The following is a 10,959-nucleotide window of genomic DNA, read 5'->3' on the forward strand; positions in this document are numbered from 1 at the left end:
GTGTGGGAGCGAGCCTGCTCGCGAAAGCGGTTTATCAGTCGACATCAATGTTGAATGTGACATCGCATTCGCGAGCAGGCTCGCTCCCACAGGGGGAATCCACCGACCGACAAAGTTAAACTTGTCGCCCCGCTTCGCTGTCTCTGAAACAACACCTCCAGAGCGCACGCAGCCGGCATGGCGAAATCCCGCGACTTTGCAAAAATCTGGTTCAGCGCCCGCGACTGGAAGCCGTTCGCCTTTCAGAAACTGGTGTGGGCGGCGGTGAAAAACGGCGAGTCCGGATTGCTCCACGCCAGCACCGGCGCCGGCAAAACTTATGCGGTATGGTTTGCTGCGCTCAACCGCTTCGCCCGCCTGCAACCGCCCGTGGCTACACCGCGCAAACGCAAACCGCCGGCCGAACCGCTGACGGTGCTGTGGATCACGCCGATGCGCGCCCTCGCCGCCGATACCGCCCGCGCGCTGCAAATCCCGGTGGATGATTTACAGATTCCGTGGAGCATCGGCCTGCGCACCGGCGACACCAGCAGCAGCGAACGCGCTCGTCAGGGCCGGCGCTTGCCGACGACGCTGATTACCACCCCGGAAAGCCTGACTCTGTTGCTCGCCCGCGCCGATGCGCGCACGGCGTTGTCGAGCCTGCGCATGATCGTCGTCGATGAATGGCACGAATTGCTCGGCAACAAACGCGGCGTGCAACTGCAACTGGCCCTTGCCCGCCTGCGTCATTGGCAGCCGGAACTGATCATCTGGGGCGTATCCGCCACCCTCGGTAATCAATCCCACGCCGAGCAAGTGCTGATCCCACAGGGCGGCGGCGTCAGTGTTCAAGGCAAAAGCGAAAAAACCCTGCAGGTCGACACCCTGCTGCCACCGGCCATCGAGCGTTTTCCCTGGGCCGGCCACATCGGTCTGAAGATGCTGCCGCAAGTGGTGGCCGAGCTCGACGACTGTGCCAGCAGCCTGGTGTTCACCAACACCCGCGCGCAATCGGAGATCTGGTATCAGGCGCTGCTGGAAGCGCGGCCGGACTGGGCCGGGTTGATCGCGCTGCACCACAGCTCACTGTCACGCGATACCCGCGACTGGGTCGAGCAGGCGCTGAAGAATGGCCAATTGAAAGCGGTGGTGTGCACCTCGAGCCTGGACTTGGGAGTGGATTTCCTCCCGGTCGAGCGCGTGCTGCAGATCGGCTCGGCCAAAGGCGTCGCGCGTTTGATGCAACGTGCCGGACGTTCCGGTCACGCACCCGGGCGCACCTCGCGGGTGACGCTGGTGCCGACCCACAGTCTTGAACTGATCGAAGCGGTTGCCGCACGCGACGCCGTCGAACAGCGGCGCATCGAGCCGCGTCTGTCACCGCACAAGCCGCTGGATGTGCTGGTCCAGCATTTGGTCAGCATGGCCCTTGGCGGTGGGTTTATTCCTGAAGACTTGTACGAAGAAGTCCGTGGTGCCTGGGCTTATCGTGACCTGACAGCGGCAGACTGGGCCTGGGCGCTGGCGTTCGTACGCCATGGCGGGATGTCTCTTACAGCGTATCCGGATTACCGCCGGGTCGAGCCGGACGAACACGGCGTCTGGCGTGTGCCGGATGCGCGTCTGGCGCGGCGCCATCGCATGAGCATCGGCACCATCGTCAGCGACGCGAGCATCAACCTGAAATTCTGGAGCAAGGGCGGCGGCGGCAAACAACTGGGCAGCGTCGAGGAAGGCTTTATCGCGCGACTGAAACCCGGCGATGGTTTCCTCTTCGCCGGGCGCCTGCTGGAACTGGTGCGGGTGGAAAACATGACCGCCTACGTCAAACGCAGCACCGCAAAAAAAGCCGCCGTGCCGCGCTGGAATGGCGGGCGCATGCCGTTATCCAACGAACTTGCCGAAGCAGTGGTGACGCGCTTCAGCGCCGCTGCTCAAGGTCAATTCAACGGCCCGGAAATGCACGCGCTGCGGCCGCTGCTGGAGACGCAGATACGCTGGTCCGGCTTGCCCACCACGGAAAATCTGCTGGCCGAGGTACTGAAATCCCGCGAAGGCTGGCATCTTTTCCTCTATCCGTTCGCCGGGCGCCAAGTGCATCTGGGACTGGCGAGCCTGTTGGCGTGGCGCGTCAGTCAGCGGCAACCGGTGACCTTCTCGATTGCCGTGAATGACTACGGCCTGGAGCTGCTCAGCGCCACGCCGGTGGATTGGGCCACGCATCTCGACGCTCACCTGTTCAACGCCGATGACCTGTTGCTGGATGTGCTCGCCAGTCTCAATGCCGGTGAACTGGCGTTGCGCCGCTTCCGCGAAATCGCGCGGATCGCCGGGCTGGTGTTCGCCGGGTATCCGGGCGCACCGAAAAGCACCCGCCAGGTGCAGGCGTCGAGTGGCTTGTTCTTCCAGGTGTTCAAACAATATGACGCCGACAACCTGCTGCTGGCCCAGGCCGGGGAAGAAGTCCTACGCGAAGAGCTGGATATTCGCCGTCTGGAACAGACATTGGAGCGGATCAATCAGATGAAACTGGACGTGCATCAGGTTAAACGTCCTACACCGCTGGGCTTTCCACTGCTGGTGGAGCGGATGCGCGAGAGCATGAGTTCGGAAAAACTGGCTGACAGGATCAGAAGAATGGTCGGTGACCTGGAAAAAACCGCTGATAACGGAAAATCATCGTGAGTGCCTACCCGGTGCGTTTGGCCGGTGAGGAGTTGTGGCTGCTGCCGGAGAAAGCCCTGTACTGGCCAGCGCAGGAAGCATTGCTGATCGCCGATGTGCATTTCGGTAAGGCGGCGGCCTATCGCAGCCTCGGCCAGCCGGTGCCGCATGGCACGACGGCGAGCAACATCGAGGTGATCGACGCATTGCTGGCACGGCTGCCGTGTCGCCAGTTGATTTTTCTCGGGGATTTCCTGCATGGGCCTGGCTCACATGTCCCGACCACACTGAATGCGCTGGCAGAGTGGCGAGCGCGCCACGCTGATCTGCCGATGACGCTGATTCGCGGCAACCATGACAAACGCGCGGGCGACCCACCAGCATCGCTGAATATCCGCATAGTGCCAGAGCCGCTGTTACTCGGGCCGTTCGCCTTACAACACGAGCCCGATGCGCATCCGGAACGGCACGTGCTCGCCGGCCACGTGCACCCGGTTTATCGGCTGCACGGCAAAGGTCGGCAGAGTCTGCGCCTGGCTTGTTTCAGACTCGGTGAGCGCATCAGCCTGATGCCGGCATTCGGTGCGTTTACCGGCGGCTATCAGGTCGAGCGCGACGACAGTTGCAAGGTCTTCGTGATCGGCGACAACGAAATATGGCCCGTCAGCTAGATCGCAAATCGATCAGGCTGACGGGCCATATTCATGACAGTCGGTCAGGCAACAGGCGCCGGAGGCGGCTCGTCCGGCAGGGTCGGTTCGCCTGGTTCGGTCGGTTGTTCATTGGGAGTATCGGGATCGGGCTGGCCGGGCACGCCGCCGGACAGGCTCAAAGACGGATGCGCCAATAACGACCAAGCCAGAATGCCTATCTGATTGGGCTCAAGCCTTGCCAGTTCAGCGCTGATTCGCGGGTCGATCTTCATAGGGCACTCCTCAGTGAAGGCCCGAATTTGTGTGTAACAAAAACGGGCAGTACACCCCATAGAGTGTCTGCCCGCCAAAGAATTCCCGACATCCGTCGGATGGTCGATCAGGTACGCGGCAACGTCACACCACGCTGGCCCTGATATTTGCCGCCACGATCCTTGTAGGAAACTTCACATTCTTCATCGGATTCGAGGAAGAGCATTTGCGCCACGCCTTCGTTGGCGTAGATTTTCGCCGGCAGATTGGTGGTGTTCGAGAACTCCAGCGTCACATGACCTTCCCACTCAGGCTCGAGCGGAGTGACGTTGACGATGATGCCGCAGCGCGCGTAGGTGCTTTTACCCAGGCAGATGGTCAGCACGTTGCGCGGAATGCGGAAGTACTCGACGGTGCTGGCCAGGGCGAAGGAGTTCGGCGGAATGATGCAGACGTCGCTGTGGATGTCGACGAAGCTGCCGGCGTCGAAGTTCTTCGGGTCAACAATGGCCGAGTTGATGTTGGTGAACACCTTGAAGTGGTTGGTGCAACGCACGTCGTAGCCGTAGCTCGACACGCCGTAGGAAATCACCCGGCTGTCGTCGCTGCCGCGCATCTGGCGCTCGACGAACGGTTCGATCATGCCGTGTTCCTGCGCCATGCGGCGAATCCACTTGTCCGATTTGATGCTCATGGCGGGTTTGTCCTGAATAGCGAGGTGGAAAATTCTGTCCGGCATCTTACCGGGCGCGTCGCCGCGATCAAAGTGCGCAACGCAATTCTCGGCGAACACCCCGTATTTACGCGATGTGGCGACGAACCGTCGCACCGCCGATCCCTAAAATACAGAATCCTTTGCAAGAAACATTGGCACGTTCCGGAAAAAGGGTTAAGGTGGCGTCACTGTGTTGCTTGTGTCACTGAGAATCTCTACACGATATGTTGAATTTCGATCCAACCATCTACAAGAATTTTTCCTGCTCTTTGCACTCAGTCTCGGCCAGGGTTCTTCCTGAGTCGCAGTTATCTTTGTTCAAGGAGTTACACCATGTCTAATCGCCAAACCGGTACCGTTAAGTGGTTCAACGATGAAAAAGGCTTCGGCTTCATCACTCCACAATCCGGTGACGACCTGTTCGTTCACTTCAAAGCTATCCAATCCGACGGCTTCAAAAGCCTGAAAGAAGGCCAACAGGTTTCTTTCATCGCTACCCGCGGTCAGAAAGGCATGCAAGCTGAAGAAGTACAAGTTATCTAACTTGTAGCTTCTTTAGAAAAGAGCCCCGCCCTTAGAAGCGGGGCTTTTTTGTGGGCGCCTGTTTTGTTCAGGCAAAAAAATCGCAGCCCGAAAGGCTGCGATTTTTCGTTTGTGCTTTTACCAGGCCACACCAAACCCTGCGGTATAACGGGTCTTGTTCAGATCCGCATCGTTGGTGCCGCTGATGATGTCGCGCTCGGCCTTGAGGTTGAGCGAGGCCCAGTCGGTGACCTTGTAGCGCAGGCCCAGCTCGGCATCCAGTGCGTAATCGGCAACGCCCGACAGCGGCTTGCCGACTTCGCCATTGGTGAAGAACTCGACCTTCTTGCCGATCAGATAGCGGTTGTAGTCCCACTTCATCGCGACGGAATAGAAGTTGTCCTTGCTGCCATCGCGGTATTCATAGTCGGTGCGGTTGAGCAACGAGCCCAGCGAGAACGCGCCGAGTTCGTCGTCCCAGAACTGGTAGCCCGGACCGGTACCGACCACGCGCTGACGCGCCAGCTCTTCGATGTGATCACGCTTGTAGTTGATGCGTCCCTGCCAGAACCACTGATCGGTGAGGAAGCGGTCGAGGGAGTATTCGGCGCGCCAGTTGTTGGTGGTGGTTTCCGCATCCTGGACTTCGCGGTTGTACTCACCCTCGCCGGTATGCCGCCAGCGACCATGGCGAGCCGAAGTCTTGAAGGCAACGTCGTAATCGTCGGTGTCCTTTTCGGCGCGCTGATAGTCCAGCGCCAGATCGACGTTGCCCTTCCATACCAGGTCGGTGACGATCGGCTTGGGCTTGAGGATCTGCTGAATGCTCGCCAGCTCGACCGTCTTCGGCGCCTCGCCGTTGGCCAGGGTGACCTTGCCATCGTCGGCCGCCGTCAGCGACTTCGATACTTCACCGGCATAGGCGTCCTGCTTCACCAGCAGATGCTGATCGCTGTCGAGGGTCTTGACCTCTTTCCAGTCAATCGCCACTGCGCCGGCGTATTTGGTCTGGATCAACAGCTTGCCGCCATCGAATACCGTGATAGTGCCACTCAGCTTGTCGCCGTTTTTCAACCAGACGGTGTCGGCAAGCAGGGGCGTGGACGCGCTGAAAACAGCAAGGCACAACAGGGTTCTGGGGAACATAAGCAGATCGGGGGCTCAGAGTTGGCGAAAAAGGTCGGCATTATCCGTAGGATTTTGCCCATGACAAGGACTGACCGGACTATTTCAATTGAGTTCATTTCTCAACTGCGCCACGAGCGATTACCCTTGTCGCCATCGTCACGCCAATGCTCAGGAGCCGCGTACGTGAAAGACCCGCTCGACAGCGTTGAAAACGATGCGCAAATCCGACGCACGGCACTCTACTCGACGCTCGCGCAAGTGCCCGAAGGCAAAGTCGTCAGTTATGGCCAGTTGGCCGAACTTGCCGGGCTTGGCCGCGCCGCGCGCTGGGTCGGGCGGACTTTGAGCCAGTTGCCCGGCGACACCAGGCTGCCCTGGCACCGCGTACTCGGCGCCGGCGGGCGCATCAGTCTGCCGGTCGGCAGCCCTTCCGGTGACGAGCAGCGCGCGCGATTGCGCATGGAAGGCATCACCGTCCAGAACAATCGTGTGGATATTCGGCGCCATGGCTGGCGTCCGGTAGAGCACAGCGGTTAGAGTGCGCGCTTTGTTTTCGCAATTTTGAGGCAGACTTCAGCCCATGCCCCGTAAAACCTGGCGCGCCGCGCTCGCCGCCTATGCCAGTCCTTCGACGCTCGTGCTGTTGTTGCTCGGTTTTGCCGCCGGCCTGCCGTACATGCTGGTGTTCTCGACGCTTTCCGTATGGCTGCGTGAAGCAGGCGTGGCCCGTGAAACCATTGGCTATGCCAGCCTGATCGGCCTGGCGTACGCGTTCAAATGGGTCTGGTCGCCCCTGCTCGACCAATGGCGCCTGCCCTTGCTGGGCAAACTCGGCCGTCGCCGCTCCTGGCTGGTGCTCTCCCAGGCACTGGTGATTCTCGGCCTGATCGGCATGGGTTTCTGTGATCCGCAGAAGCATTTGTCCTGGCTGATCGCCATTGCCGTCGTCGTCGCCTTCGCCTCGGCCACGCAAGATATTGCGGTCGACGCCTATCGCCTGGAAATCGCCGATGACAGCCGCCAGGCCGCGCTCGCCGCCAGCTATATGTCCGGCTACCGCGTTGCCGCCCTGCTCGCCACCGCCGGCGCGCTGTTCTTCGCCGAAGGTTTCGGCTCAACCGGCTTCAACTATAAGCACGCGGCATGGACCGGCACCTATGTACTGTTTGGCGCATTGATGGTGCCCGCGCTGCTGACCACGCTGTTCATGCGCGAACCACCGGTGCCGCTGCGCACGCAGTTGCAGGCCGGGCGCTACACGTTCATGCATCAATTGATGTCGGTGTTCGTGCTGATCGTTCTGCTGGTTTCCGTGCCGGCGATGTTCACCCAGCTGTACAACACCGATTTCGCTGGCGTGCTGTTCGGTGACATGAGCCCGCTCGATCTGCTGCTTGAAGACCGCGCCTTTCTGCGCGCCATCCTCTATATATTGCTCACCGGCATGTGTCTGTCGGCCATGGGCCGGCGCGGACTCGCGCCGGTACTCACGCCGGTGAATGACTTCATCCTGCGTTATCGCTGGCAGGCGCTGTTACTGCTGGGCCTGATCGCGACCTATCGCATGTCGGACACGGTAATGGGCGTGATGGCCAACGTGTTCTACATTGACCAGGGTTTCACCAAGGATCAGATAGCCAGTGTCAGCAAGATTTTCGGCCTGATCATGACCCTCGTCGGTGCCGGCATGGGTGGCCTGTTGATCGTGCGTTTCGGCATTCTGCCGATCCTGTTTATCGGTGGTGTGTCTTCGGCGGCGACCAACCTGTTGTTCGTCATGCTCGCGGACATGGGCCCGAACCTGCAGATGCTGGTGGTGACCATTTCCCTCGACAACTTCAGTTCGGGCCTGGCGACGTCGGCGTTCGTTGCCTACCTGTCGAGCCTGACCAACCTGAAGTTTTCCGCTACGCAATATGCCCTGCTCAGCTCGATCATGTTGCTGCTGCCGCGCCTGATGGGCGGCTATTCCGGCGTGCTGGTCGAGAAGTTCGGTTATCACAGCTTCTTCCTCATTACCGCCCTGCTCGGCGTACCGACGCTGCTACTGATCGCGCTGCACTGGTTCCAGGAACGCCGCCGCGAAGGGCAGACACCGACGCCCGAGCCTGCACCGACGCCCGTCACCGAAGAATCGTAGGACGCTTCGCCAATGGCGGGAGGAATCCCGCCGCTGGCGCCTTCCGCCGGCCACACTTCTGTACGTCAGCAAAACTCGCCGGTACACTGCTCCGTCATTTCCAGTCATAGCAACCGACAACGGCCAACCATGCGCACCAGTCAATTTTTGCTCGCCACACAGAAAGAAACGCCTTCCGACGCGGTCGTGATCAGCCACCAGCTGATGCTGCGCGCCGGCATGATCCGCAAGCTTGCCTCGGGCCTGTACACCTGGCTGCCGATGGGCCTGCGGGTCATGCGCAAGGTCGAAGCCATCGTTCGCGAAGAGATGAACGCTGCCGGTTCTCTGGAAGTGTTGATGCCGAGCACCCAACCGGCCGAGCTGTGGCAGGAATCGGGGCGCTGGGAAGAATACGGCCCTGAGCTGCTGCGCATCAAAGACCGCCACGGTCGTGACTTCTGCGCGGGCCCGACCCACGAAGAAGTGATCACCGATCTGATGCGCAACGAGTTGAGCAGCTACAAACAGCTGCCAATCAACCTGTACCAGATCCAGACCAAATTCCGCGACGAAATCCGCCCACGCTTCGGTTTGATGCGCGGCCGCGAATTCATCATGAAGGACGCCTACTCCTTCCACGCCGATCAGGCGTCGCTGCAGATCACTTATGACCGCATGCATGAAGCCTACTGCAACATCTTCACGCGTCTGGGTCTGAAATTCCGCCCGGTAGAAGCCGACAACGGCTCCATCGGCGGCGCCGGCTCCCACGAATTCCACGTGCTGGCCGAGTCCGGCGAAGACGATATCGTCTTCAGCAACGGTTCCGACTACGCGGCGAACATCGAAAAAGCCGAAGCGGTGCCACGGGAAACCTCGCGCCCTGCGCCAACCGAAGAACTGCGTCTGGTCGATACACCAGACACCAAAACCATCGCCGCTCTGGTGGAAAAATTCAATCTGCCGATTGAAAAGACCATCAAGACCCTGATCGTGCACGCCGAAGAAGAAGGCAAGCTGATCGCGCTGGTGATTCGTGGCGACCACGAACTGAACGAAATCAAGGCTGCCAACCAGCCTGGCGTGGCCAGCCCGCTGGTGATGGCCTCCGATGCCGAACTGCGTGACGCGATCGGCGCCGGCGCTGGTTCGCTCGGCCCGCTGAACCTGCCACTGCCGATCATCATCGACCGCTCGGTGGCGATGATGAGCGATTTCGGCATTGGCGCGAACATCGACGACAAGCACTACTTCGGCGTGAACTGGGAGCGTGATCTGCCGGTTCCGACCGTTGCCGACCTGCGCAACGTCGTCGCCGGCGACCCAAGCCCGGACGGCAAAGGCACGCTGGAAATCAAGCGCGGCATCGAAGTCGGCCACATCTTCCAGCTGGGCAACAAGTACAGCAAGGCGATGAAGTGCGAAGTGCTGGGCGAAAACGGCAAGCCGGTGACCCTGGAAATGGGTTGCTACGGCATCGGCGTATCGCGCGTGGTCGCCGCTGCCATCGAGCAGAACAACGACGCCAACGGCATCATCTGGAGCGACACCCTGGCGCCATTCCAGATCGCGCTGGTACCGCTGCGCTATGAAACCGAGCAGGTGCGCGAAGCCACCGACAAGCTGTACGCCGAACTGACGGCGGCCGGCTTCGAAGTGCTGCTGGACGATCGCGACAAGAAAACCAGCCCGGGCATCAAGTTTGCAGACATGGAGCTGATCGGCATTCCACACAGGATCGTGGTCAGCGACCGCGGCCTCGCCGAAGGCAACCTGGAATACAAGAGTCGTTCCGAAGCAGAGGCGCAAGCACTGCCGGTGGCCGATGTTGTGTCCTTCCTTCAGGCCCGTATCCGCCGCTGAAACCAGATAGAGACGTCATGTTCAAGCGAAACACCTTAGGCCTCGGTGGCGCCGCCCTGTGCGGCGCCCTGCTGGTCAGCGGCTGCGCCAATCACATGTCGCAACGCAGCGAGCACGAAGAGCGGGTCGAGCGAAAACTGCTCGATCACAGCCTGCAGATCGATGTCGGCGAGCCCAAGGTGCTCGAGCTGCCGCAGCGACGCGTGAAGATCAACGAGCAGAAGACTTTCGAAGTCACCGAGTTCGAGGTCACCCGTCGTTACGACCGCTACACGCCTTACCAACCCTGGCGCGAAGTCTACGAGATTCCGCTGGGAGCGGTGGCCGTGGCCGGTGGTGTCGGTGCGAACGTGGTCAACGTGTTTGCCCTCGGCAACCTGCCGGACAGCATCACCAAGGATTGGCTGAGCTACGGTTTTGCCGGGCTCAACCCGTTCATGAACGTGCAGTCCAATGGTCGCGCGCAGCAGAACCTCGCGGGCATCGACGAAGTCCAGCGCGACAAGCGCACGGAGTATTCGAGCCTGCCGTGGAGCGAACGACCGGTGCAGGTCAAGGCCGGCAAGCAGACATTCGACATGACCACCGACCGCAACGGCGTGCTGCGCTTGAATCTGCTCGATAGCCCTTTCGCCGAACATGACCTCAACCATGTTGGCCGCTTGCAGATCAGTGTCGAAGACGCCAAGGACGACGTACATACCGACTCGACCCTGATGCTCAGCGGCCACCTGCGCGGCAAGTTGATCGAGGCGCACGGGCTGATTTATGACGACCTGGAAGATGACGAGGTGAGCCAGTGGGTACACCGGGTCAAACGCCTGTCGGAGCTGGGCCTGGAAGAAGAAGCCAGCGAACTGGAGCAGAGTCTGATCGAACTGACCCGCAATGATCCTGAGTTGCAGACGGAGTTTCTCAAGTCTCTAGCCAAGGATGCCGGGCGTTTAGTGGCTGATCCGGGACCGAATTAAAAGCTAAAGGCATCGCGGGCAAGCCCGCTCCCACAGGGTTTATGGGTGTTCACACAATATGTGTTTCACCATCGATCAATGTGGGAG

The 10,959-nt window shown here is 60.3% G+C and carries 10 protein-coding genes; 7 read left to right on the forward strand and 3 right to left on the reverse strand.

What is annotated here, in order from left to right:
* Nucleotides 1–177: 177 nt before the first annotated feature.
* Nucleotides 178–2,667, forward strand: coding sequence for a ligase-associated DNA damage response DEXH box helicase (locus tag QMX86_RS25020; RefSeq protein WP_282386992.1), 2,490 nt, complete (start codon nucleotides 178–180; stop codon nucleotides 2,665–2,667).
* The gene (gene pdeM, locus QMX86_RS25025; RefSeq protein ID WP_282386999.1) at nucleotides 2,661–3,317 is read left to right on the forward strand and encodes a ligase-associated DNA damage response endonuclease PdeM; all 657 of its coding nucleotides are present in this window, start codon (nucleotides 2,661–2,663) and stop codon (nucleotides 3,315–3,317) included. The genes QMX86_RS25020 and pdeM overlap by 7 nt, the downstream gene beginning before the upstream one ends.
* Before the next feature lie 44 nt (nucleotides 3,318–3,361).
* Here the strand turns inward: pdeM and QMX86_RS25030 are convergent, their stop codons facing one another.
* Nucleotides 3,362–3,571, reverse strand: coding sequence for a hypothetical protein (locus tag QMX86_RS25030; RefSeq protein ID WP_071174586.1), 210 nt, complete (start codon nucleotides 3,569–3,571; stop codon nucleotides 3,362–3,364).
* A gap of 107 nt (nucleotides 3,572–3,678) precedes the next feature.
* Nucleotides 3,679–4,245, reverse strand: coding sequence for a dCTP deaminase (gene dcd, locus QMX86_RS25035; RefSeq protein WP_007940589.1), 567 nt, complete (start codon nucleotides 4,243–4,245; stop codon nucleotides 3,679–3,681).
* Between the two features lie 354 nt (nucleotides 4,246–4,599).
* Between dcd and QMX86_RS25040 the strand changes: the two genes are divergently transcribed.
* Nucleotides 4,600–4,809 (forward strand): cold-shock protein, encoded by a 210-nt coding sequence (locus QMX86_RS25040; protein ID WP_002554837.1) that lies wholly within the window; start codon nucleotides 4,600–4,602, stop codon nucleotides 4,807–4,809.
* Between the two features lie 117 nt (nucleotides 4,810–4,926).
* Here QMX86_RS25040 and QMX86_RS25045 read toward each other — a convergent pair whose 3' ends face one another.
* Nucleotides 4,927–5,934, reverse strand: coding sequence for a DUF481 domain-containing protein (locus QMX86_RS25045; protein WP_024011896.1), 1,008 nt, complete (start codon nucleotides 5,932–5,934; stop codon nucleotides 4,927–4,929).
* Between the two features lie 165 nt (nucleotides 5,935–6,099).
* Between QMX86_RS25045 and QMX86_RS25050 the strand changes: the two genes are divergently transcribed.
* From QMX86_RS25050 to QMX86_RS25065, 4 genes are all read left to right on the forward strand, one after another.
* A complete protein-coding gene (locus tag QMX86_RS25050) occupies nucleotides 6,100–6,453 on the forward strand; it encodes an MGMT family protein (protein WP_071174585.1) in 354 nt (117 codons plus the stop codon).
* Between the two features lie 43 nt (nucleotides 6,454–6,496).
* Complete coding sequence (locus QMX86_RS25055) at nucleotides 6,497–8,056, forward strand: AmpG family muropeptide MFS transporter (protein ID WP_122505741.1); 1,560 nt, start codon at nucleotides 6,497–6,499, stop codon at nucleotides 8,054–8,056.
* 129 nt (nucleotides 8,057–8,185) lie between these two features.
* Nucleotides 8,186–9,901, forward strand: a complete 1,716-nt coding sequence (locus QMX86_RS25060; protein WP_024011894.1) for a proline--tRNA ligase — start codon at nucleotides 8,186–8,188, stop codon at nucleotides 9,899–9,901.
* 17 nt (nucleotides 9,902–9,918) lie between these two features.
* Complete coding sequence (locus QMX86_RS25065) at nucleotides 9,919–10,872, forward strand: hypothetical protein (protein ID WP_282390419.1); 954 nt, start codon at nucleotides 9,919–9,921, stop codon at nucleotides 10,870–10,872.
* Nucleotides 10,873–10,959 lie beyond the last annotated feature (87 nt).

The organism is Pseudomonas sp. PS01270 (genome assembly GCF_029959775.1).
In the GTDB taxonomy this organism is placed as follows: domain Bacteria; phylum Pseudomonadota; class Gammaproteobacteria; order Pseudomonadales; family Pseudomonadaceae; genus Aquipseudomonas; species Aquipseudomonas atacamensis.

Bases quoted from the DNA above. Each gene is read 5' to 3' on its own strand.
- QMX86_RS25020 (WP_282386992.1), top strand. From the start codon at position 178: ATGGCGAAATCCCGCGACTTTGCAAAAATCTGGTTCAGCGCCCGCGAC.
- QMX86_RS25030 (WP_071174586.1), bottom strand. From the start codon at position 3,571: ATGAAGATCGACCCGCGAATCAGCGCTGAACTGGCAAGGCTTGAGCCC.
- dcd (WP_007940589.1), bottom strand. From the start codon at position 4,245: ATGAGCATCAAATCGGACAAGTGGATTCGCCGCATGGCGCAGGAACAC.
- QMX86_RS25040 (WP_002554837.1), top strand. From the start codon at position 4,600: ATGTCTAATCGCCAAACCGGTACCGTTAAGTGGTTCAACGATGAAAAA.
- QMX86_RS25045 (WP_024011896.1), bottom strand. From the start codon at position 5,934: ATGTTCCCCAGAACCCTGTTGTGCCTTGCTGTTTTCAGCGCGTCCACG.
- QMX86_RS25055 (WP_122505741.1), top strand. From the start codon at position 6,497: ATGCCCCGTAAAACCTGGCGCGCCGCGCTCGCCGCCTATGCCAGTCCT.
- QMX86_RS25060 (WP_024011894.1), top strand. From the start codon at position 8,186: ATGCGCACCAGTCAATTTTTGCTCGCCACACAGAAAGAAACGCCTTCC.
- QMX86_RS25065 (WP_282390419.1), top strand. From the start codon at position 9,919: ATGTTCAAGCGAAACACCTTAGGCCTCGGTGGCGCCGCCCTGTGCGGC.